The 23,395-nt window shown below is 45.4% G+C and carries 19 protein-coding genes, 5 tRNA genes and 1 other annotated feature (1 of these 25 only partly in view); of the genes, 3 read left to right on the top strand and 21 right to left on the bottom strand.

What is annotated here, in order from left to right; all coding sequences use genetic code 11:
* From ACSYSL_RS04955 to ACSYSL_RS05015, 13 genes are all read right to left on the bottom strand, one after another.
* The gene (locus tag ACSYSL_RS04955) at window positions 1-1,053 is read right to left on the bottom strand and encodes an ABC transporter permease (RefSeq protein WP_491708490.1); all 1,053 of its coding nucleotides are present in this window, start codon (window positions 1,051-1,053) and stop codon (window positions 1-3) included.
* Window positions 1,053-1,559: a TetR/AcrR family transcriptional regulator gene (locus ACSYSL_RS04960; protein WP_010691133.1), complete on the bottom strand. Its 507-nt coding sequence runs from the start codon at window positions 1,557-1,559 to the stop codon at window positions 1,053-1,055. The genes ACSYSL_RS04955 and ACSYSL_RS04960 overlap by 1 nt, the downstream gene beginning before the upstream one ends.
* 120 nt (window positions 1,560-1,679) lie before the next feature.
* On the bottom strand, window positions 1,680-3,065 hold the full coding sequence (gene argH / locus ACSYSL_RS04965) for an argininosuccinate lyase (protein ID WP_491708491.1): 1,386 nt from the start codon (window positions 3,063-3,065) through the stop codon (window positions 1,680-1,682).
* A gap of 19 nt (window positions 3,066-3,084) precedes the next feature.
* Window positions 3,085-4,290, bottom strand: a complete 1,206-nt coding sequence (locus ACSYSL_RS04970; RefSeq protein ID WP_187753803.1) for an argininosuccinate synthase — start codon at window positions 4,288-4,290, stop codon at window positions 3,085-3,087.
* A 15-nt stretch (window positions 4,291-4,305) separates the two neighbouring features.
* Entirely contained in the window at window positions 4,306-5,049 is a 744-nt protein-coding gene (locus ACSYSL_RS04975) for an amino acid ABC transporter ATP-binding protein (protein WP_187753802.1), read from the bottom strand.
* Entirely contained in the window at window positions 5,042-6,505 is a 1,464-nt protein-coding gene (locus ACSYSL_RS04980; RefSeq protein ID WP_491708492.1) for an ABC transporter substrate-binding protein/permease, read from the bottom strand. The genes ACSYSL_RS04975 and ACSYSL_RS04980 overlap by 8 nt, the downstream gene beginning before the upstream one ends.
* Before the next feature lie 63 nt (window positions 6,506-6,568).
* Window positions 6,569-6,796 (bottom strand) — a binding site (T-box leader).
* Window positions 6,797-6,882: 86 nt separating this feature from the next.
* A complete protein-coding gene (locus tag ACSYSL_RS04985) occupies window positions 6,883-7,974 on the bottom strand; it encodes a PTS sugar transporter subunit IIC (RefSeq protein ID WP_491709091.1) in 1,092 nt (363 codons plus the stop codon).
* Between the two features lie 404 nt (window positions 7,975-8,378).
* Window positions 8,379-10,040, bottom strand: a complete 1,662-nt coding sequence (locus ACSYSL_RS04990) for a formate--tetrahydrofolate ligase (RefSeq protein ID WP_491708493.1) — start codon at window positions 10,038-10,040, stop codon at window positions 8,379-8,381.
* 89 nt (window positions 10,041-10,129) lie between these two features.
* Window positions 10,130-10,426, bottom strand: coding sequence for a CPBP family intramembrane glutamic endopeptidase (locus ACSYSL_RS04995; protein WP_491709092.1), 297 nt, complete (start codon window positions 10,424-10,426; stop codon window positions 10,130-10,132).
* Window positions 10,427-10,469: 43 nt separating this feature from the next.
* The gene (locus tag ACSYSL_RS05000; RefSeq protein ID WP_491708494.1) at window positions 10,470-11,006 is read right to left on the bottom strand and encodes a hypothetical protein; all 537 of its coding nucleotides are present in this window, start codon (window positions 11,004-11,006) and stop codon (window positions 10,470-10,472) included.
* A 215-nt stretch (window positions 11,007-11,221) separates the two neighbouring features.
* On the bottom strand, window positions 11,222-12,154 hold the full coding sequence (locus ACSYSL_RS05005) for a hypothetical protein (protein WP_491708495.1): 933 nt from the start codon (window positions 12,152-12,154) through the stop codon (window positions 11,222-11,224).
* 99 nt (window positions 12,155-12,253) lie between these two features.
* Window positions 12,254-12,811, bottom strand: a complete 558-nt coding sequence (locus ACSYSL_RS05010) for a hypothetical protein (protein ID WP_491708496.1) — start codon at window positions 12,809-12,811, stop codon at window positions 12,254-12,256.
* Between the two features lie 114 nt (window positions 12,812-12,925).
* The gene (locus tag ACSYSL_RS05015) at window positions 12,926-14,221 is read right to left on the bottom strand and encodes a chloride channel protein (RefSeq protein WP_491708497.1); all 1,296 of its coding nucleotides are present in this window, start codon (window positions 14,219-14,221) and stop codon (window positions 12,926-12,928) included.
* A gap of 443 nt (window positions 14,222-14,664) precedes the next feature.
* Here ACSYSL_RS05015 and ACSYSL_RS05020 point away from each other — a divergent pair, with 443 nt between their 5' ends.
* The gene (locus ACSYSL_RS05020) at window positions 14,665-16,884 is read left to right on the top strand and encodes a copper-translocating P-type ATPase (protein WP_491709093.1); all 2,220 of its coding nucleotides are present in this window, start codon (window positions 14,665-14,667) and stop codon (window positions 16,882-16,884) included.
* Window positions 16,885-16,980: 96 nt separating this feature from the next.
* The gene (locus ACSYSL_RS05025) at window positions 16,981-17,700 is read left to right on the top strand and encodes an MIP/aquaporin family protein (RefSeq protein WP_491708498.1); all 720 of its coding nucleotides are present in this window, start codon (window positions 16,981-16,983) and stop codon (window positions 17,698-17,700) included.
* 42 nt (window positions 17,701-17,742) lie between these two features.
* On the opposite strand, the gene ACSYSL_RS05030 is transcribed toward ACSYSL_RS05025, so the two are convergent.
* The gene (locus tag ACSYSL_RS05030) at window positions 17,743-18,645 is read right to left on the bottom strand and encodes an RluA family pseudouridine synthase (RefSeq protein WP_491708499.1); all 903 of its coding nucleotides are present in this window, start codon (window positions 18,643-18,645) and stop codon (window positions 17,743-17,745) included.
* A 36-nt stretch (window positions 18,646-18,681) separates the two neighbouring features.
* Window positions 18,682-20,826: an LTA synthase family protein gene (locus ACSYSL_RS05035; RefSeq protein WP_056995010.1), complete on the bottom strand. Its 2,145-nt coding sequence runs from the start codon at window positions 20,824-20,826 to the stop codon at window positions 18,682-18,684.
* A gap of 118 nt (window positions 20,827-20,944) precedes the next feature.
* Here ACSYSL_RS05035 and ACSYSL_RS05040 point away from each other — a divergent pair, with 118 nt between their 5' ends.
* Window positions 20,945-21,724 (top strand): TIGR01457 family HAD-type hydrolase, encoded by a 780-nt coding sequence (locus ACSYSL_RS05040; protein ID WP_029489841.1) that lies wholly within the window; start codon window positions 20,945-20,947, stop codon window positions 21,722-21,724.
* 57 nt (window positions 21,725-21,781) lie between these two features.
* Here the strand turns inward: ACSYSL_RS05040 and ACSYSL_RS05045 are convergent, their stop codons facing one another.
* The 6 genes from ACSYSL_RS05045 to ACSYSL_RS05070 all read right to left on the bottom strand — a co-directional run.
* Entirely contained in the window at window positions 21,782-22,993 is a 1,212-nt protein-coding gene (locus ACSYSL_RS05045) for a DUF2075 domain-containing protein (protein WP_491708500.1), read from the bottom strand.
* A 62-nt stretch (window positions 22,994-23,055) separates the two neighbouring features.
* A tRNA-Ile gene (locus ACSYSL_RS05050) sits at window positions 23,056-23,129 on the bottom strand.
* 3 nt (window positions 23,130-23,132) lie between these two features.
* Window positions 23,133-23,203: transfer RNA gene (locus tag ACSYSL_RS05055), tRNA-Gly, on the bottom strand.
* 20 nt (window positions 23,204-23,223) lie between these two features.
* Window positions 23,224-23,296, bottom strand: a tRNA-Phe gene (locus ACSYSL_RS05060).
* A 19-nt stretch (window positions 23,297-23,315) separates the two neighbouring features.
* Window positions 23,316-23,389 (bottom strand) — tRNA-Asp (locus tag ACSYSL_RS05065).
* Between the two features lie 2 nt (window positions 23,390-23,391).
* Window positions 23,392-23,395 (bottom strand) — tRNA-Met (locus tag ACSYSL_RS05070) (it continues 70 nt past the right edge of the window).

Genomic DNA, 23,395 nt, shown 5'->3' on the forward strand with positions numbered 1-23,395 from the left:
CTAACCTCCAATAACCGAAACTGGATCAATCTTTGCAATGATGCGCATTGGAATAACGGCACCGATAATGCCCGTTAAGACCAGAACAACGGCGGTTCCAGTCATCAAAACTGGATCGAAACTCATCGGAACCGCCTTCGGAATCACCAAACCGGTCAAGGCAGACAGGAGCGTTCCCAAACCGACGGAAACAACCATAATCAACACCGTTTGAGAAAGGGTGTTTTGGATGAGGTAGCTGCTTGGTATTCCCTGAGCACGTAGCACCGCCAAATTTTCCAATTTTTGCATCGTCAAGATGTAAAGGAAAATCGCCACGATGACGATTGAAATCACGATAAGGAAGGCAATCATGAACAAGAACGTCTGGTTTTGGGCAGCGTAACCAGGCATTTTATTGAATAGTTCTTTCTTGGAAAGAACCTGTAAGTTGTCATTATCGGTCCTTAACTTTCCCTGACTAACAATGCCGGATCCTGCAAATTCAGAATTGACGCCCTTCACAGCTGGCCATGCGTCCAACGAACCATAGGCCACGGGTGACATATTATAAAGAGCGTTCTTGGCAAAGCCAACCACTGTAAAGGTCTGATTGGAAAGACCCATCGTCACCTTTTGGTTTAATTTGAATCCCTGTTGCTTTAATTGATCAGACAACACCAGTTCAGTATCGTTTTGCAACCAGCGGCCCTGCACTAGCTTGGTTTGCTTTTGAATCTGACTATTATTAGCCAAGCCAATAAAGGTCGCGGACTGACGCGCATCGCCCGCCTTCAAAATTCCCTGAGCCAAGCCCACTTGGTCTTGCTTGGTCGAGGATACCTTCGGCATCTCCTCCTTTGTCAGCATGGACTGCGCCAGGTTCCCGTTGGCATCTTTTGAAAGCAGCACCGACTGACTTTGCCAACTATTGACGGCTGCCGTGTTTTGACTAGCCAATCCCTGTGCCAAAGCAGATAGGATAAAAATGAGATAGGCGATTAGCAAAATCACGCCCATTACTAGCCCGTACCGTAACTTTTCCTTTTTAACTTCGTGTAATGCTAAAAACATTAGGAATTCTCCTTTTCCCATTCTTCTAGTGAGGATAAGCGGCTCAGAATTTCCCCTTTATCCCCAGGATTTAAGAAATACCGCCGAATTAATTCATGAATGGATACTAATACCATCCATTTGTGCAGGTTTTCCTCGCCCGTAGTGATCATTTGGCTTTCACCATTGGCTTCCAAGATCATTTCATTAACCGTGTAGTAATTTTTTAAAAAGTCGCGGTCCGGATTCTTGTCCATGCTTTCAATGAATTGCCGCACCGAGCCGAAGGCGTTTGCGCCCATCATTTGCTGATGCACGCGGATCAGCACCTTACGAAAGACATAGGAGTAAGCATCAACCGGTGTATCAAAGTAGGTGTAAAACGAACCTCGTGAAATACCCGTTACCGCCACAATGTCTTTCACCGAAACCGTTATCAAATCTTTTTCAGAAAAAATTTGATACAAATCCGCTTCCAATTTCCGCCGTTTCTCGTCATTTAATTTATAAAATAGTGGCTTAATCATTTAAACATCCTCCAAATTGACACACTGTCATTTCGTTGACTAGTATAACTCTTTTTGACACAGTGTCAATTAGAAACAAAAAAAGAAACAGAACAATGTTCTGCTTCTCATCTAGTTTTCTTATTGTCGTTGCGCCAAAAGGGATTGTGCAGCGACCACTTCTTTTTCAACATTCGCCATGGCCGTACCACCCGATGACGTCCGCGTATTCACAGCTGTTTGCGGGTCCAATACCACGTAAACGTCTTTATCAATGAGATTAGAAGCCTTCTGCAACTCTTTGAGAGGCATCTCTTCTAACGCTAGTCCCTCTTCGATTCCTTGATAGACGAGCATCCCCACCACGGCGTGGGCTTGCCGGAATGGCAGCCCCTTCTTGGCTAAGTAATCAGCCAATTCCGTCGCATTCGAGTAGTCACCCTTCAAAGCCGCTCTCATCTTGTCCTTTTTCACCGTCATGGTCGAAACCATACCAGTAAAGACTTTCAGTACCGCGATAATCGTGTCAAAAGTCTCAAACACCCCAACCTTGTCTTCTTGCATATCCTTGTTATAAGCCAAGGGCAAGCCCTTCATTACCGTGAGCAAGCCCATCAAATGACCGTAGACCGCCCCCGTCTTTCCACGGCTCAGCTCAGCAAAGTCAGCGTTCTTCTTTTGGGGCATGATGGAAGATCCGGTTGAATAGCTATCCGACAGTTCCAAGTAGTTAAATTCAAAGGACGTCCAAAGAATCATTTCCTCAGCCATCCGTGACAAATGCATCATCAAAATCGAAGCATTTGAAAGAAATTCTACCGCAAAATCACGGTCTGAGACGGCATCCAAACTATTGTGGTAAACGTGACCAAAGCCAAGCTGCTCGGCAACAAATTCACGGTCAATTGGGAAAGTCGTGCCGGCCAAAGCAGTGGCACCTAACGGTAAGATGTCGACGTGCTTTTCGTTAAAGGTGAAACGTTCGTAGTCACGCTGGAGCATTTCAAAATAAGCCAATAAGTAGTGTCCGTAGGAAATGGGTTGTGCATGTTGTAGGTGCGTATACCCCGGCATCAGCGTCCCCACGTTATCAGCCGCTAAGTCAACCAGCGTCGCCTGCAAGTTGCTGATTGCCTCCTTGACCACCGGCAGCCGATGCTTCATCCATAGATGAAAGTCCGTGGCTACCTGATCGTTTCGAGAGCGGGCAGTGTGCAGTTTACCGGCCACTGGTCCAATGAGGGCCGTCAACTTAGCTTCGATATTAAGGTGAATATCCTCATTTTTAACGGAGAATTCAAACGTTCCTGCCTCGATTTCTTTTTGAATTTCTTTCAAACCAGTAATGATTTGTTCCAACTCTTCTGCCGTCAAAATTCCCTGCTTGGCTAGCATCGTTGCATGGGCGATTGACCCTTCAATATCTTCTGCTGCCAGTTGGTAATCAAAGTGGATTGAAGCACCAAACTCATCCACCCAATCCGCTGCTTGACCATGAAAGCGGCCACCCCAAAGTTTATTCGACATGTTTTCCCCAATTCTTTTTCTACTTGTTGCTATGCGTATGATTCACTTGTTCAAAAACCGTTGTTGGTAGGGACCAGAGTTTGATAAAGCCAGCGGCTGCTACTTGATCAAATGAATCGGCATCCGTATAAGTGGCCAAATTTTCGTCGTAGAGCGAGTTCGTTTCGGATTGACGAGCGATGGCCGTCACCTGTCCCTTAAAGAGCTTGACTTTGACTTCGCCATTAACCACTTCCTGGCTCTTTTTGATAAAGGCCATGGCCGCATCAAAAAGTGGGGAGAAGTAAAGACCGTTGTATAGCAGTTCCGTCACCTTTTGTTCGATAATTGGCTTAAAATGCGCCAAATCACGTTCCAAAGTCAAATCTTCCAAATCCTTATGGGCCGTCATGATCACCGCTGCTGCCGGTGCTTCATAAATCTCGCGGGATTTGATGCCAACCAGACGGTTCTCAATCTTATCGATACGTCCAATCCCATGCTTACCGGCAACGAGGTTCAGGCTTTCGATAATCGTCACTAAGGACTGCTTTTGCCCATTCACGGCAACCGGTAGTCCCTTTTCAAAAGTCAGTGTCAGTACATCAGCTTGGTCTGGGGTTTCCTCCACGGCTGTTGTCAACGCAAAGGCATCTTCTGGCGCTTCATTCCATGGATTCTCCAAAATGCCCGCTTCATTGGCGCGGCCCCATAGGTTATCATCGATGGAATAGGGCGACTTTTTCCCGATGGGGACAGGAACGCCGTGTTCCTTCGCATAGTCGATTTCTTCTTCCCGCGACCAATGAAAGTCACGGATGGGCGCTTCGATTGCTAAGCTCGGGTCCAAAGCATGAATGGCGGTTTCAAAACGAACCTGATCATTCCCCTTCCCGGTTGAACCGTGGGCGATGGCCTTTGCTCCGGTCTGGTGAGCTAGCTCCACTAACTTCTTAATGATTAATGGTCGGGACAGGGCCGATACCAGGGGATATTTCCCCTCATAAAGGGCATTCGCCTGAATGACCGGGCCAACAAAGTCCTTGGCAAATTCTTCCTTGCCATCAATGACATAGGATTCCACTGCACCAACCTGCAGGGCCTTTTCTTGAATTTCCTTCAAATTCTTACCAGCTTGACCGACGTCCAAGACGGCCGCCACGACGTCATAACCCTTATCCTTTAACCAAGGAATGGCGACGGATGTATCTAAACCACCTGAATAAGCTAAGACAATTTTTGTCATGTTGTTTCTCCAATCTTAATCCATCAATACTTGTTCAATAAAGTGCTTCGTTTTTTCTTCCTTAGGGTGACTAAAGAGACTTTCTGCATCGTTTTCTTCAACAATTTGGCCATCGTCCATGAACCAAATCTTATCGGCCACTTGCTTAGCGAAGTGCATTTCGTGCGTCACAATCACCATCGTCATCTTTTCACTGGCGAGTTGCTGAATGACTTTGAGCACTTCCCCAACGTTTTCGGGATCTAAAGCCGAGGTTGGTTCATCAAAGAAGAGCACCTTTGGCTGCATGGCCAGGGCCCGGGCAATGGCCACCCGCTGCTTTTGCCCACCGGACAGGGAATCGGGATAAGCATTGGCCTTCTCCGCCATCCCCACTTGTTTCAAATAGTGCATGGCCTCCTGGTTCGCCTGTTCGTCAGACAACTTTTTCACCCGACGTGGCCCAAGGGTCACATTATCCAAGACCGTATGGTTGGGAAAAAGGTTGAAACTTTGGAAAACCATGCCGATTTTTTCGCCCAGATGGTTCAGCGATTGCTTCCCCGCCTTCGTCAGGTCTTGCCCCTCGAAAACCACCGAACCAGAGCTCGGCGCAGCCAATTGGTTGACGGCACGTAACAAAGTCGACTTACCGGAACCGGACGGCCCGATAATGGCCAGTACCTGGCCCTCGTCGATTTCTCCGTTGATTCCTTTCAAAACCTGGTTCCCATTAAATTCCTTGGTGATGTCTTTTAATTCAATTGCGGCTTTAGTCATGGTTCATTTTCCTTTCAAAGTGGTTCAACAAACGAGTTAGCGTAAAGGTCATCAGGAAGTAAATCACCATGACCACTACGATTGGCGCAACAGCCCGGTAAGTATCGGCCCGAACAACGTTTAATTGGTAAATCAAGTCGGAAACCCCAATGATGGAAACAATCGAACTTTCCTTCACGACCGAAATGAATTCGTTACCAAGTGATGGCCAGATGTTTTTAAAGGCCTGTGGCAAGATGACGAAGCGCATGGTGTCGACTTTGTTCAAACCAATACTCTGAGCAGCTTCCTTCTGTCCCTTATCCAAACTGTTGATGCCACCACGAATGATTTCGGCAACGTAGGCGGCCGAGTTCAAGGCAACGGCAATGATTCCAGCTAAGAGGGCTGGCAAGTTGATAATGGCCCCCAATCCGAAGTAGACAAGCAGGACCTGGACCATCATTGGTGTTCCACGGACAATTTCAATGTAAGCAGTGGCAGGCCATGAAAGCACCTTCCAGGCGGATAGCTTCATCAAAACCAGGAGAATACCGAGCAGAATTCCGAAGATCACGGCCACAACCGCAATCAACGTTGTATTCAAGAAACCGTTATAGAAGTACTTCCAATAGTGCATCATCGAAGTATCTTTGGTATTGTCCTTCATGTACTTCGCAGCCGTCTTCAAGTAATCGTCGGTCAAGTGGTGCTTTTGAATTTTAGCAATACTCTTATTAACAGCAGCGGCTAATGAATCAGATCCTTTGGCAAAGGCAACGGCGGCTCCCGTCTCATTCTTATCCAACGTATAGCCGGCGTTAACCATGGCCAAGTCCTTGTTGTTTTCAACATAGGTAGCGGCAACTGGTGTTTCAACCCCAACGGCATCGAGCTTACCTGACTTCAGAGCAAAGACTAGGTTGGGCGTCTTTTCCATACTTGATAGCGTGCTGTCACTGAAGTACTTCTTTGAGAGGGTCTGTTGCAATGAACCGGTTTGGGTTCCAATCTTGGCCCCGTGCAAGGCTTTGGCACTCTTGTACTTCTTGGCATCCTTCTTTTGAATCAAGAAGGACTGTCCACCGTTATAGTAGATATCCGAGAAATCCACGGACTGCCGACGTTCTTCCGTTGGGTTGACCCCGGTGATGGCCATGTCGACTTTGCCGGTTTGAACCGCTACCAAAGTCGATCCAAAATCCATGTTCATGATCTTCAGCTTCACACCAAGATCCTTGGCGATTTGCTTGGCGACTTCAATATCCATCCCAACATCCTCAGACTTACCATTAATGGTTGCCCGGAACTCAAAGGGTGGGTAGTCTGGTGAAGTTGCCACCTTCAAAACCCCCGCGTCCTTAATCTTTTGCAAGCTGTTATCATCGGCTGACGCCGTCGTTCCCATACCAGCAAATAGCATCATGAAGGGCACTAGCAAAATTGCTAGCATGCTCCCTATCTTCATCTTTCCCATTTTCCTTTTCTCCTCTGTTTTATTGGGCGTAAACAATAAAAAAAACGTCCTTTAGTCATTTGACTAAAGGACGTTTACACGCGGTACCACCTTGATTGTGCCCAAAAAGAACACCTCTCATTATTCGATCAAAACTACTAATCGTCAGCTCTTTAATGGGAGCACCCAGCATGGTTTTCATCGCATGCACCATGAGGCGACGTTCATCTAATCTTACCCTGTGTTTCACACTAACCAACACTTCACTGAGCGGTAAGAAGAAGACTACTACTTCCTCAACAACGTTTTTTATTATTAACTTGTCATTAACTATAACAGAGAATTTTAATTTTGCAACAACTTTATGAGAAAATATTTAATTTTTTTATTTTTGCTTTTTAAATCATGTCCAGGTGAGTCTGACCGGCCTTGATCCAGTTCACCTTACGCATCGCCCAGTAAGTAAAGAATGAAATCACAACTGGAATGATAACCGCAACACCCATGTAGGCAAAGAAGGAAGCGGGTGACTTTCCAAAGAGGGCCAGTGGGACGATGAAGGAGTTAAAGCCGATACCCGCCATCGTGAATGGTACGGTAATGTGGAAAATCATCGTTGCGATAGGAGCGGCGATTGCAGCGCCAATCATTGGTGGAATCAGAATCATTGGGTTCTTAATCACGTTCGGGAACTGAATCTTTGGTGTCACGATTCCTTGGGCAATGGTTGCGCCAATCTTGTTTTCGTGCCATGACATGGCAGGGTATGAAACGAAGACAGCAGTTGTTCCAACAAGGATGGCACCAGCGGCATCAGCAGAAGTAATACCAGTCGCACCGATGGCAACGGCCAGGGCAGCGGCAGAAGCGGGCGTCATTGTCATCGCACCGAAGGCCATGGCAACGACGGCAGTCCCAATAACTGGGTTAACAGCAACCATTGATGCAATACTGTGACCAAGCCAAACAAGGAATGGTGTCGTAACAATGGCCAGGTAGTAACCAACAATTGTTCCCACAATGGTCGTAGCAGCCGGCACAATAATCATGTCCAGCGGTGTCTTACCAGACAGCCACTTTCCAAAAAGAACCGCAGCAATTCCAGCAAGCACGGCTGAAATTGGCTGACCAGTCGTCATCACGGCTGACCCAGCAACTTGCGCAGATGAAAAGCCAGTCATTGTCTTTAAGACCATCGGTGTCGTTGTGAAGAAAACGGCGTTAGCACCGACCGTTGAGGCAGCCATAGCTGAAAACATTACCATTGTGTTCGTCTTCATTTGAGAAGCAATGGCTGCACCAAAGGCGGCTGGCAGGATAACTTTTGTCACCGCACCCATTTGAACCATTGGCCCCCAGTGAATGAAGCCAGCAATCGTTTGCAGTAAGAGCCCCATCCCCAGCGTCACCAGAATGGCGTTTGAGACAGCGGCGGATACGTTATAGACGTATTCCTTAACCGATGACTTTTCCGCCGGCTGTTTCTCCATGGCCTGTTCGGCTTGTTCAAAGTCCTTAATGTTCTCTTCTTTTCTTCCGTTAGCAGCCATTGCCGCCTGGTTTCCTGACATATCCATCTTTCTCTTCCTTTCAAATCAAACAAAAAAGTCCCGGTAGTACGTAAACGTAACTACCGGGACCATGATTGGTGAGCAGTTACTAGGTGTCGACACCCTAGTAACTGATTCATACAAAAATCAACTCACTAGGATGTCCATAGCAAGCTCAACAACAAGGCAAATTCAGATGACTTAAATGAAGCGGTATTCTTTGATTGAGAGATAAACATAACGTCATCCTCCTTTCCTGATGTTTTATGATAAATTTATTATAACATGAGATGAGAATAGTGCAAGGTAAAATTAAAAAATATTCATAATCTATCCTTACTCTATTAGAAAAGCCCCGTAATCCGGCCCTTTTCATCGATATCAATGTCCATGGCAGCCGGATGTTTTGGTAATCCAGGCATGGTCAGAACGTTTCCAGTCAGAGCAACGAGGAAGCCTGCCCCAAGTTTTGGCACAAATTCCCGTACATGAATGGTAAAGTCCTTCGGTGCACCTAACTTTTTGGCATCGTCTGACAGCGAGTACTGGGTTTTAGCCATCACGACCGGCAACCTATCCCAACCATGCGCTTCAAAAGTCTTTAACTGCTTTTTGGCCTTATCCGAGAGTTCAACCCCAGCACCACCGTAGATATTTTGAACAATTTTGTTCATTTTCTCCACGGCTGAATCGTTTTCTTCATATAGTGGGGAAAAGTCATGCTTCTCTGCTGCCTTTTCCACCACTAACTCAGCTAAGTCAGTCGCGCCAGCGCCACCCTTTGCCCAAACATCGGCCGTCACGGCCTGCGCACCGACCGCCTCGGCAGCCTCACGCACCATGGTCAACTCCGCTTCCGTATCATCGGTAAAGCGGTTGACCGCTACGACAACGGGGACACCATAGCGTTTCATTGCCTTGATGTTTTGTTGCAGGTTAGCAACACCGGCTTCCAAAGCCGACAAATCTTCCTGCTTCAAATCAGCCAGCGCCTGGCCACCGTGGTGTTTCAAAGCACGAACCGTCGCCACCACAACGACCACGTCGGGTTCCTTGCCTAACTTTGGTACCTTGATATCCATGAACTTCTCGCCACCAAGGTCGGCACCGAAGCCGGCCTCCGTCACGGCATAGTCGGCCAAGGTCAAGGCCGTCCGCGTTGCCAGAACCGAATTGGTTCCCTGGGCAATGTTAGCGAAGGGACCACCGTGGATAACGGCTGGCGTGTGCGCCAGGGTCTGTACCAAGTTCGGCTTAATCGCATCCTTCAACAAAACCGTAATGGCGCCAGCCACACCTAAATCCTTAACCGTTACCGGTTGCTTGTCAAAGTTATAGGCAACGACAATGTTGTTCACCCGACGCTTTAAGTCCATCAAGTCCGTGGACAAAGTCAAAATGGCCATCATTTCAGACGCAACCGTGATATCAAAACCATCCTCACGGGGCACACCAGAAGTTGGCCCCCCGAGACCAATATTAATGTGACGAAGAGCCCGGTCGTTAATGTCCAACACGCGCTTCCAAATCACCCGACGCTGGTCAATGTGCAAGGGATTTCCCTGATAAATACTGTTATCTAATGCGGCTGCCAATAAGTCATGAGCCGCCGTCAAGGCGTGAAAGTCACCCGTAAAGTGCAGGTTGATGTCAGCCATTGGCACGACCTGGGAATAACCACCACCCGTGGCACCACCCTTCATCCCCATCACAGGACCAAGTGAGGGCTCACGCAAGGCAATCATCGTCTTCTTTCCGGCCGCCTGCAGAGCGTCTGCCAGGCCAACGGTGACCGTTGACTTTCCCTCACCAGCTGGTGTCGGGTTAATCGAAGTGACCAAAATCAGCTTCCCTTCGTGATCTCGCTTCACGTCTTTATCCAGGTTAATCTTGGCCTTATCATAACCATAGGGTTCGATTTCAGATGGCTTCAAGCCTGCCTTTTCGGCGATTTCTGTAATGGGTAAAACTGTCGCCTCTTGGGCGATTTCAATATCGGTTTTCATGGGTTATCTACCTCCGTGCATCTTCCTGTCCAGTATACCGGATTTAAAACGATTACACGAAAAAAAGCCCTTACGGACTTTTTAAAACATTAATGGGCGATAACTAAGGCAAAGTCCCAAATCCAGTGCATCAAAACACCACCCCAGATACTTCTTGATAAACGGACCGCCATGTACAAACCAAAACCAATGATCATTGTGCTGAAAACCTGCAGGCTCGCCTGAATAACCGGTGCTCCAGCAATAATGTTTGGTAAGTGCCAAAAGCCAAATAAGATAAGGGACAACAAACACGAAATCGGCTCATTAAAGCGGCGACGAAATTCAGTCAGGGCAAAGCCACGGAAAACCGATTCTTCGAGTAATCCAACAAAAAAGCACCAAATATTATTTGGTGCCTTCCGCTAAAGTCAGTTCAAATTTCAAAGCCTATCGAGTCCTTTGATCATAATAAACCATGTCACCGGCCGATTTAATCATAAAACTAAACCATTTCGTTTGACTACGCCTTTTCAATATTTGACAGCCCTTTTCAAATCGTTTAAGAATTGCCGGATCATCCTTTTGTTTATCAAGCGTAATGATTCGATTTACTTTTGGACCCCTTAAACTGTAAGTATCAACAATTAACGTTTCATCATTTTCAGCAACACCATAGATCATCACTAAATGCTTATCATCAGAATTGGTTGATTTTTGAAGGTCACTACTGTTAGAAAAACGTATATCATGAGTTGCCTTTATCAAGTACAATCTAAAAAATATATAACCGATGTAGAGAACCACAGTAATATCAATTACTAAAATAATTAAAATTAAGACAAACCCTCTTATTGGTAAGGCACTATAAAAGAGTGGATAATCAATAAGGATTACAGTTAGGTAAACAAGAATACCTAACACTGCATAGTATTTAGCCACCCTTAGTTTCTTTTCTTTTAAGTCTAAATACTCATGAATTAACATAATTGGCCTCTCTAACTTTAACTGTGTTTTATATGATTATTAAGCTAATACAACACTACCAAGTATTAATCCCCAAACGATAGCCAAGTATGCAGTAATTGTAATAGCTAGTAACACAACAACCGCCATTATCATAAAAGTAATGATAATCTACAGCACTTGACCAAAATTATCAAAAATAAACTGCGAAAATTCTAAATTTCCAGAGAGTCATCTTAGGACATTAAGCTGGCCACTCCATTCTTTACAATAATATTGATAGTACCATAGAGATACGAACCACTTGCTTTATCATCAGCAGACAAATCGAACTGATATTGTCCATCAGGTATCTTTGACTGGTTAAATACTTCAATTAAGAATTCTGCAAAATTTTCTTCCTGAAAATTACGTGCTCGAGGATCACCAATTTTAATACCAATCTTATAATAATAAAATTCATGTGCTTTTAATTCGGCAAGTGGAATACTATAATAACCAGCAGCATATCGCTGTTTTAATGAGCCAGATTGATTTTTTTTAGCAATATCATCTAACAGTTTTATTTTCTCTTCTTCTTTTTGATCGGACGTTATAGAATTACTGTCAGTGAAAAAAGTCATTTCAATACCATCAAACGTATACAGCCCCTTCTTTTCATTTTGAATAATAATTTTCTTCACTCGTTTTTCTTCCCGTTGCGCTTCTGGTTGCTGAGTAGAAACGGATTTCAACGGTTCCAATATCGTTTCAACCGATGGATAATAATCATTATTATTATCTGATTCCTCTTCATCAGTTTCCAATACCCCGCTATCATCACATCGGAAATCAATCGATTTCTTTATTTCAATATCCTTGTGCTTCTCAACATAATCAAATGAAGCATCAATTCCAAATTGAGAAAAACCAGCATGGCGAGCTTCAAAATGTTCGATTTTACCTGTAAAACCATCTTTCCTAAGTTCACCATATAAGGTCTTAATGATTTTTTGTCGTACTTTTGGCTCAACGTTTCCAGAAATTATATATTTCATTCCACTCATATTAATTAGAATTGGAAAAATAGCCAAAAAAAACGCTAAAAAAGTAATGATTTTTAACCATCTTTTTTTAGCTCTTTTATTTTTAGCATCTATTTGTTGTAATTCTTGCTTTTCAGTCAGCATAATTATTATTCCTATGGCTTGGCTCCACTACACCACTCTTTATTAAATATCAACAATCGACAGATATTGGCTGAAGGTGATTCAGTATTTCATTGGTGCCTATCCACCATTCTTCTGTGAAAAATATTTTTTTCGATACTTATTTGCCAAACGATTTCTATCTTCTCGAGTGCCATATTTTGATACTGAATAATCCTCATCATCCACTTTATATAGCCGACTAAAGTACGTAGCACCTATATTCAAACTAACCTCAATGTACATTTCGCTACCTGCTATGACGAGCATTAAAATATAATTCCAGTCATCTCGATCAATTTCTCTAATTTCGATTTTTTCATTGTTAAAATATATCCATCGTAAATAAATCGTATAAAGAAAAGTATGACGAATCGCTTCATTATTTTCTTTTGATAGAAGTAATTGGAAAATTTTGTAAAAATGAATTAAACCTTCTGCATAAGTGATCACCTTGTCCGCAAATCGGTAATCATACCGCGGATACTCATCCCTAATAATTGGATAAATACCTAAATGACATTCAAAATCTTCTAAAACTCTACTAACGTATACATTGCTCTCCTTCACACGATGTTTCAAGAGTATCTTTTTCGCCCTTTTTACCGTATCCTCTTTATCAATATTGCGTTCTTTCAAAAGAAACACTAACGTGGTTATACTTTTTCTATCATTTACCGTTAGTTCCAATTTCAAATTCCCCACGACTCTTCTCTAACAATATCTGCAATCAGATACCCTGTAAATGGCCGATTATAGTGCCCGCTTTTTATCGCAGACTTGCAAGTAAAACTTGGCTGTTGCCGAAGACAGAGCGACCGCGACAGCAAAGATGATGAGGGCGGAGGAATGGAGATGGGCGATTTCAAAGACCATGAACATGGCCATTAGTGGCGCCTGTTGCGAGGCGGCCAAGAGGGCCACCGCACCGATAAGGGCAAAGTGCCAGGGCTGAATACCTGGCAGGACACCGGCAAAGACAACGGAGACGACCAGGCCTAATACAGAGCCAAGGGCGATTGAAGGTGTTAGCGTACCACCCGTTCCGCCACCGTAGAGGGTGAGGAAGGTCATGGCAAACTTAGCCAGCCCAAGGACAATGAAGAAGAGAATCAGCTGCTCGTTTTCTTGGTGAAAGGCCAGCTGGGCCACAGCACGGCCGTTCCCCATGATTTCAGGGGCAATCCAGGCGACCATCCCCGTCAGTAGTCCAACTAATGGCATGGTGAGCAAAATGACTTTGCCAGAGGCCTGCTTCTTTTGCGCCCAGGCAAAGCCTTGCTTAGCCCACGCACCAGCGATACCGGCCAGTGGGCCAATCACTAAGGCGGCAATTAAAAGCCAGCGGGAAAAGTCGCCAGAGGCCACCCAGTAATAGGGGGTAAAGCCCTTGGCAATGGAGCCAATCAGGCAGGCAATGGTCGACATCATCAATGAAATCGCGATGTTTTTAATGGAATTTTTCTTTAATAGAAGTTCAACGGAGAAGAGCATCCCCGTAATTGGCGCGATATAAACACCGGCAAAGCCGGCACCGGCCGCTGCTGCCAATAAGAGCTGTCGGTCTTCATCCGTTAACTTTAAGAAGCCTTTTTGGGTCCCAAAATCCTGAACTTGCTGGGAGAGCATCACCCCCAGTTGCCGAGGGGCTAATTCACGCCCAACTGATCCACCCGTTCCGACGTAAAAGATTTGGGTCAAAACATTCAATATTGTCTTCCAGAAGGGCATCTTTTGCCCCTTCATGGCGCCAGCAATACCAACAATCTTTGGCTCCTTACGCCGAATGGCATACCAGACAAGACCAGCAATCACACCACCAATCGTTACGGAAAGGAGGCGCCGCCAAGCGGGTACGTCCTTCGGGCTGGCTGAATGATAAGATTCATGAAAGTGCATAAAACTATCAGCGATTATGTCCAAAAAATAGGACAAAAGCATGGCCGAAAAACCAATAAAAATGGCTAAGAATATGCTCGTGAAGAGAAGCGAATAAACGTGCTGCCAATCCACCAAGCCTTCTTTTTTTGCTACTTTTGATTGATTCATTTAACTATCCATTCTTTCCTAATTAAACTATCGTGACCACTGACAGAATTTTACTTCGCTATTTAATGTACAAAAGTAGGCGCTCAAAAGCAAGGCGACAATCAACCAATAACTATACCAATCTTTTTAATTTTTTGAATCACTAGTTATTTTAAAAGCAACATTTACCACTAGCCTACTGCTTAGCATGTTTAAAATATACTAGGATTGATTCATTCAAAACACTTGCACCTTTTTTATACTTGATTTAAACTAGACCAGTAGATAAGTTACAGCGAAAGGAGTTACTGATGGCTGAAGATAAGCAAAAGAACAATATGCCAAACATGAACCACGGTGACATGGATCATTCTAAGATGGATATGTCGGGTGACGCCCATTCACAGAAGGACATGAACCATGACATGAATGGTATGGACATGAGCAACATGGACCATTCCAAGATGGACCATCACGACATGTCATGCTGCAATACCGATAATTCTAAAATGGATCATTCTAAGATGAACATGTCGGGTGACAACGATTCAAAGAAGGACATGAACCATGACATGGGTGGTATGGACATGGGTAACATGGACCATTCTAAGATGGATATGTCGAAGATGAACCACGGTGATATGGACCACTCAAAGATGAACATGGACCATGACATGGGTGGTATGAACATGTCCGGCATGAACCACGATATGGGTGGCATGGACATGGGCGGTATGATGAACATGCCTGGCATGATGCACATGGGTATGGGCCACGGCGACATGAAAAAGCGCTTTTGGATTAGCTTAATTCTACTTGTCCCACTCGTTTTCATCACGCCATTCATGGGTGTTGATTTGCCCTTCACCTTGACTTTCCCAGGCTCAAACTGGTTAACAGCCATTATCGCCACCGCCATGTACGTGGTTGGAACGAAGCCTTTCTTCACCGGTGCTAAGTCCGAATTAAAGAGCAAGAAGCCCGCCATGATGTCGCTGATTTCAATGGGCTTAATTGTGACTTACTGGGTTTCCATGTATTCATTCGTCGCCAACACGTTCTTTGGCCAAATGACAATGGATTACTTCTTTGAATTTGCTAGCCTGGTTGTCATCATGTTGCTGGGGCACGTGATTGAAATGGAAGCAACCATGAAAGCCGGTAGCGCAACGTCAGAATTAACCAAGCTGACACCACAAACTGCGCACGTCAAGCATGGTGATTCTTTCATGGACATGCCAGTTTCTTCATTAAAGCCTGACATGGAAGTGCAGGTGCAAGCCGGGGAATCCTTCCCAGCTGATGGTATTGTCCTGGAAGGATCGTCTCGTGTCGACGAATCCCTCATGACCGGCGAATCAAAACCCGTTAAGAAGGAAAAGGATTCCAAAGTCATCGGTGGTACCATTAACGACGATGGTACCCTACTTGTGAAGGTACAGGCCGTTGGTGCTGATTCCTTCATCGGTCACCTCAAGGATACGTTGAACCAAACAGAACAATCTTCTTCAAAAGCGGAGTCTTTGGCGAACAAAGTCGCCGGCTGGCTTTTCTGGGTTGGCTTAACCGCTGCCTTCCTCGCCTTCGTTATTTGGACCGCTATTTCAGGTCCCGCCGAAGCCTTTAACACGGCCGTCACGACTTTGATCATTGCTTGTCCCCACGCTTTGGGATTGGCCATTCCTTTGGTTATTCAGCGGACAAAGGCCATCGCTGCTAAAGATGGTATCTTGATCAAGAAGCACGGCGCTGTTTTGCAAGCAAAGCACCTTGATTACGTTTTGATGGATAAGACTGGTACGTTAACGAACGGTCACTTCCAAGTACAAGACATTCAAACAAAGGATGTTCAAGAAAACGATGCATTGGCTGTTATGGCGGCGCTTGAAAGTCAGTCTTCTCACCCATTGGCTAAGGCCATTGTGCAGAAGGCAACTGATGAAAAGGTCCCTTCAAAGCAGGCTGAAAACGTTCAAACTATTAAGGGCGCTGGTTTAACTGGTGATGTTGATGGTCAGCATTATGCTATCGTTAACGCCCGTTACTTAGATGAACAAAAGATTGACTACACGGCCATGCAGTCGGACGGATCCGTTTCCTACCTCGTTCAAGAGAAGCAAGTCATTGCCGCCATCTCGCTCGGCGATTCATTGAAACCATCCGCCAAAGACTTTGTTAAGGCCTTACAGTCCATGAACATTACACCAGTTATGGTCACCGGTGATGGTCAGCAAACCGCTGATAAAGTCGCTCAAGAATTGGGCATTTCGGAAGTGCGTGCGCAGGTTTCACCTGAAGACAAGATTAACCTTGTTAAGGAGTACCAGCAGCGCGGTAAAGTCATGATGATTGGTGACGGTATCAACGATGCGCCTGCACTGGCACAGGCTGATTTGTCCGTTGCCATTGGCGCCGGTACCGACGTTGCCCAAGCATCCGCTGACGCTGTCTTGATTTCAACCTCTCTTCCAAAGATTATCGATTTGATTAAGTTGGCTCACAATGCCAACCAGAAGGAATTGGAGAACCTCTGGTGGGGTGCTGGTTACAACATCATCGCCATCCCAACTGCCGCAGGAATCTTCTCCTTTGCTGGCATTATGTTAAACCCAATGATTGGGGCCATCGTGATGTCGCTTTCAACCTTAATTGTGGCTGGTAACGCCATGCTTTTGCGGAAATAAATTAAAAATTCCCTTAAAAAACTAATTTTTAACGTTCCTTTATTCCAAGTGCGGTACAATAGGCAATTGTACAGTAAGAATAAAGGAGCTTTTTTTATGCGCAAATATCTCTCAGAATTTCTTGGGACAGCGTTCTTGGTAATCTTTTCAACGGTTGCTTTGATCTATGTTTCAACTTTCTCAATCGGTCAACTCTTTGACGTAATGGCTGTCTTAGGATTGGCCATCGCCATGTTGATGTTCGTCTTCGGGCCTTTCTCAAACGGTGGTCACTTTAACCCAGCCGTTTCATTGGCCGCTGCTTTAAACAAGCAAATTTCATGGAAGACTTTCGGTGGCTACTTGCTATCACAAGTGATCGGTGCCATTGTCGGACTTTTTGTTGCCGTTCAAACGCTGGTCCCAGTGATTAACACACAAATGTCATCGTCATCAACTTCTTCTAGCTCATCATCCGTGAGCGCAACGAAGATTTACGAAACATTGGAGCCAGCCGCTTCCGTTGCTTCTTTGCCTGTTTCGTTGACAATCGAAGCCGTCTTTACCTTCCTCTTGGTCTTCGTGACGGTCTTGTCCTTTAAGAAAATGCCAAAGCAAGCACCAGTTGTTGCTGGTTTGACCCTGACTTTGTCAGCTTTCGTTACCTACCCATTGACTGGCGGATTGCTGAACCCTGCCCGTGCCTTTGCCCCAGCCATCATGACTGGTTTGGGATCATCCGCACACCTCTGGTTCTTCCTCTTAATCGAGGTTATCGCCGCTGCTTTGGCCGGTTTGGCCGTTAAGTACTTCGCAAAAGACGAAGCCGCTGCATAAAAGCTTCAATAAAAAGGCCTTCCGCATTCGGAAGGCCTTTTTTTATTGGAAATGTTCCGCTAATTTTACAATAGTTGGTTGATTAGTCCACGGCGTCATAAATGACAGTGCCGTTGACTGCAAATACAATAGGTTAGCCGACCGGCCGCCATACAGGTCATCGCCCACAATCGGATGTCCTGCTGCCGCCAAGTGTAGCCTTAATTGGTGCATTCGGCCCGTTTCTAAATCGAGTTGAACAAGGCTTTCGTGTGTTGAAGCATCCTGGGAAAGCACCTGATAGTGCGTCAGAGCGGGCTGCCCACCCTCCTCCAATGGACGAATGGCACGCAAACGGCTTTCACTTGGGTGCAGCCCAATCGGCTGGGTAAACGTGCCGACTTTTGTCTCAAAAAAGCCGGTAACCTTGGCAATGTAGGTCTTTTTCGCCACTTTATCCTTAATTTGGCGGTTCAGAATCGGGACCGTCAGTGGGTTTTTGGCAATTAATACTAAACCAGAAGTCGCACGGTCCAGACGGTGCGTCATGAACGCCTTGGCCGGTTGGTTCGCTGATGTACTATGACTTGCGTCCAGGTAAGCCTGGACAAAGTTTAGCAAGGTGTCTTCCTCCGTCGGCGAATGCGGGTGCATTTTCATCCCCTCCGCCTTATTCACCACCAGGAGGTCCTCGTTTTCAAACACTATCGCGACTTTTTGACTCGAATTGCCCGGGTAGGGTCCCTGTAGGTCGCCATCGTCGATGTCCAAAGTCAGCAAGAGTTCATTCCCCGCCCTCAGTTCTTCAGCCGTTGAAACAATCTGGTCATTGACCCGTATACCGCGTTGTTGCCGGAGCTGCCCGCGGATATGTTTGGGCACAAAAGCACCTTTCAAGTAGGATTTGACCGTTTGACCTGCTTGATTAGCGGCTATTAAAATACGTTTTTGATAAATTCTCTTCATAAGTTTAAAAGAAAAAGCAGGAATTCTCCTGCTTTTTTATTCGATTTGTGCACTGTCGGATTGGTTACTTTCCGCCGCATCCGTTTGGTAATCTCCCAGGGTCGTCTTGTCCCCATTCTTACTGTAGAGAGAAGTCGAATTGGACTGTTGTGATGCTTTTTTCAGTCGCTGAATCGTACTACTCTTCGAATAATCGAAGTTCGCTGCGTCCACGTTTTTAAAGTCGAGCGGGTGATAGAAGCGCAAAAGGTTCTTTTGATTTAGTGAATCCGAAACTGCCAATTTTTCATTAGCATCGGCCTGTAACTTTTTAAAGAGCTTTTGCTGCTCAACCGTTGGTGAAGACACAATGGTATTGGTCCGGCAATCCCAAATTGTACCAGAGATTGAGGCGTATTCCGGCGTAATCCAGTCCTTATTGCGCATCACGACTAATTGCGAACGGTTAGTCGATAACAAATCCTGTCCCAATTGCATGTAGCGCTTAGTTGAAATACCCAGCAAGTGCTCAATCGTTGGTGCCACGTCAATTTCACCACCATAAGTCGTTTTCACACCGCCACCCTTCAAGCCGGGCATGTGAATAATCAATGGCGTTCGTTGCAAATTCTCCGTGTCTAAGTCCGTCCATTGGCTCGGATCCTTGCCTAAGAGTGGCGCCAATTCCTGGTTTTCGGTGTTATTAATACCGTAGTGATCCCCATAGAGAACCACCATCGTGTTATTATACAAACCGGACTTTTTTAGATAGTCAAAGAACTCACGAATGGATTGGTCAAGGTAGTGGTTGGTAATAAAGTAATTATCAATATACTTTGAGCCAGAATTACTCGTTTGGAAGTTAGGATCCTGGTCTTCTTTATCCAGTTCGAATGGTGTGTGATTCGTCACCGTCAGATACTTCGCGTAGAAAGGCTGCTGCAACTGTTCAAGATACGGAACTGAGTCCTTAAAGAGCAACTTGTCCTTCAGTCCCCAAGCAGTGGAACGTTTACCCGTCGTGTTGAAGTATTCCCCAGAAATCCAGTTCTGATAGCCCATGTTCTTATAAACACGCGTTCGATTCCAGAAAGAACCGTTGTTCCCGTGGAAGACAGCCGAAGAGTAGCCGGCCCGTTGATTCAAGATGGCAGGCATCGCTTGGAAAGTCTGATCATTACCCAACTTCGCAAAAAGCGAGCCCTGTGGAAGCCCAAAGGTTGACGTTTCCAACATATTTTCCGCATCGGAAGTCTTTCCCTGTCCGACTTCGTGGAAGAAGTTGGCAAAGGAAAGCGAATCCGAACTGTGGTAAAGCGAATTCAAAAACGGAGTCACTTCCTGACCGTTCACCTTCCGGTCAATCGAAAATTGTTGGAAGGATTCGAGATGAATCACGATGACGTTTTTACCCTTGGCCTGACCAGCATAGGTAGCGTTCATGTCAGCATAGTGGCTATCAACGTATTCCTTAACCGTTTTTAGCTCAGTGGGCTTAGCCGACTTTCGTACCTGAGAAGTTGTAAAGGTATTGTAGGCATCGAGCCCCATGAAGGGACCGAGACCAAGGTACTTAACCAAGTATTCACGGTCAAATTGCCGTGTTAATAGTTGTGGCCGGTCGATATCGGCTAATGTTAAATTAACCATCATGATGAACAGACCAAAAGTCATCAAGAGGGCCCCACGACTCCTTTTCACTATCCGGTTATCTGCTCGAATCTTTTTTCGGAAGAGCAAGTAGAGCAACACGAGAAGGTCAATCCAGAAAAAAACATCCAGATAGCTGAAGGAAACGGCACCGGCGGCTTTGCCTCCCTGATTGACGGAGGAATAGGTCAGAATGGTGTTCACCGACATGAAGTCAGTAAACTCCCGGAAATAGACGACGTTTAAATACAAAAAAGTCGTTAACAGGGCGTTTAATGACAGCATGCCCCCATAAAATAGTGGCTTTTTCTTTAGTAGTAAAGGCAAAGCCATCACCAACATTGTAAAGCCAAGCGGATTAATGATGACTAAAAAGAACTGAAATGGTGTCGAAGCATGTAACCAGCGGAAATCAGTCCCATAGGCAAAGAGCGTTTTTGCCCAAAGTAAAAAGACCATCCAGCCGTAAAAACCAAGACGTGTTTGGCTTTTCTTTCCGGCCCAGATAAGGCCCTTTTTTAACCGCTTTAATTGTTTCTTCAACCATTCCATAATAGATATATTATACCGTTAAACCCTAGTTTTTTCATTGAAAAGCTCTCCCCCTTGAAAGGAATTCTTTTTTAAGGGAAAATAAGAGGCAATGATGTACAGTGATAAGGAGCCATTCATGCCACAATACGATGCTTATTTAATCGATCTAGACGGAACCATCTACCATGGGAAGAACCCAATTCCTGAAGCCAAACGTTTCGTTCATCGCTTACAAGAGGCCAACATTCCCTACCTCTTTGTCACCAACAACTCAACCAAGACCGCAGAAGCCTTTGCGGAGGACCTCACGCGCTTGCACGGTATCAAAACCAGCAAAGAACAGGTTTACACATCAGCAATGGCCACAGCCGACTACGTCGCTTCCGATTCATTCAAAAAGGGCTTGAAAAAAGTCTATTTAATCGGTGAAGCAGGACTAGAGGAAGCCTTTACACGTCCCGAAATTCAGCTCGTTTCATACGACCAGGCTGACTATGTCGTCATGGGTCTGGACCGCTCATTCACTTACCAAAAGCTAATGGAGGCGACGTTCGCCATTCAACGTGGTGCCCGTTTCATTGCAACCAATGCCGATACCAACCTGCCTTCTGAAAAAGGGATGCTCCCAGGAGCTGGTTCACTCGTGGCTGCGCTAAAAACCGCAACAGGAGTCGCACCAACCATTATCGCTAAACCAGAAGCGCCAATTATGCAGGGTGCTTTAAAACGCTTAAACAACCCTAAAAAGCCAATTATGGTTGGGGATAATTATCAAACGGATATTTTAGCCGGTATTCAAAATGGTTTAGCCACACTTCTTGTTTATACGGGCGTTTCCACGAAAGAACAAATTCAACAAAAAGAAATCAAACCGACACACGAAGTGGAGCACTTCGATCAATGGTCTGTCAAATAAAAAATCGCCTGCTGTGACTCAGCCTACTCTTCGCGTCACAATCATCAGGCGATTTTTTTATTTGGCTAATTCTAACAGCCGTTGATTTAGAGCCGGATCAGCAGCGGCTATGTAGAGACCATATTTACCCCGTTTAGCCAAAATGTTTAAAGCGTTTAGCATGAAATCCTGCTTCGCTTTTTCGATGTCCTTGGCGTCTTTTAGGTGGGGCGATTTTTTATAGATTTCTCTGTGGATGACTTTATCAGGGTTCACCCATATTCGGTCATTCTGCGCGTCATATTCAAAGGCCGGGCTCAGCAACAAACCGACCAAGTTCAAATCAAAACCCTGTACCGTATAAATTGAACCAACTTCATTGATTGATTCCGGTCGCCTTGCCCAAGTTAACTCCTGAGGGTCATACTCATCCCAAGGAAGGTCAAAGTCATCCATCACGACGTGGTGCTTGCCACCTTCATCATGGTGAAATCCTGTGGTCGACACAACCCGGGCCATGCCCATTTTTTCGTTTACCTTTTTTAGTTTCGCAAACAAATCCGCAGCACGGTGGAAAATCTCCAAATCGTAACCATTGCGTTCACTCATCTTAGGCAGCGGACGTAACCTTCCCTGAGCAAAATCATCGATCCATGCCTTGACCTGTGGGCTGGCCTGCATTCGGTACTGGAAATCCAAGTGGAATGTTTTATGTGAAACATTTTTAACCACACTATCTAACAACTTTTGGTCCCAGAACATCTTACTCTGGATTACCTGCGCAAAGTCAAAGACCACCACTACGACTTTTGCTAAGCGAATGAGTTCCGTGAGTTGATTGTTTTGCCGAAACTTAATGTAAGGTTCTGGCTTGGTCAACAGCAAATGGCCCTCATCGATGAAAAGCACGTCGAGTTTCTCGCCTTTCTTATCCAAGGAATTAATAATGGAAGTGGGCCGTTGATAGTCCTTTTTATAGATATTGGCGTACTTGGCACCCATGTCCTGATAGACCTTTAATAGCTCAGGATGGTTGACCGTAAAAGCCGTTTTCAAACCATAGTAGGGGCTGGTTGGGTCCTGCTTGCCATCACGAACTTCTTTAAACAGTCTCGTTAAAATAACGGATTTACCAGTCCCAGCAGCCCCTTCAATAATGGCGATGTGGTGTTCATCAGAAGAAAGAGACGCTTCAATGTAGTTTTTTAAGCGCCCTAATGTTTGAAGCTGATTAGCAGTCAAATCATTACGGTCATAAGCGTCTAGATTTTGATAAGTGTTTTCATTCATAAGTTCAGTATACACCAACATTTACCCACAAAAAAAGCCGACCGAAGTCGACTATTCTCTGATGGGCCATCCTGGATTCGAACCAGGGACCTCTGCGTTATCAACACAGCGCTCTAACCAACTGAGCTAATGGCCCATAAGCGAATGACGGGAATCGAACCCGCATAGCCAGCTTGGAAGGCTGGAATTCTACCATTGAACTACATTCGCATCTTCTCGGGTTCCCCCTATGGCGCTGGACGGAATCGAACCGCCGACACATGCAGCTTCAATGCATTGCTCTACCAACTGAGCTACAGAGCCATCTCTTTTATTAAAGAAACGGTCACAACGGGGTTCGAACCCGTGATCTCCTGCGTGACAGGCAGGCGTCCTAACCAGCTAGACCATGCGACCAATTGC

It is taken from the genome of Fructobacillus sp. ESL1129 (assembly GCF_058507945.1).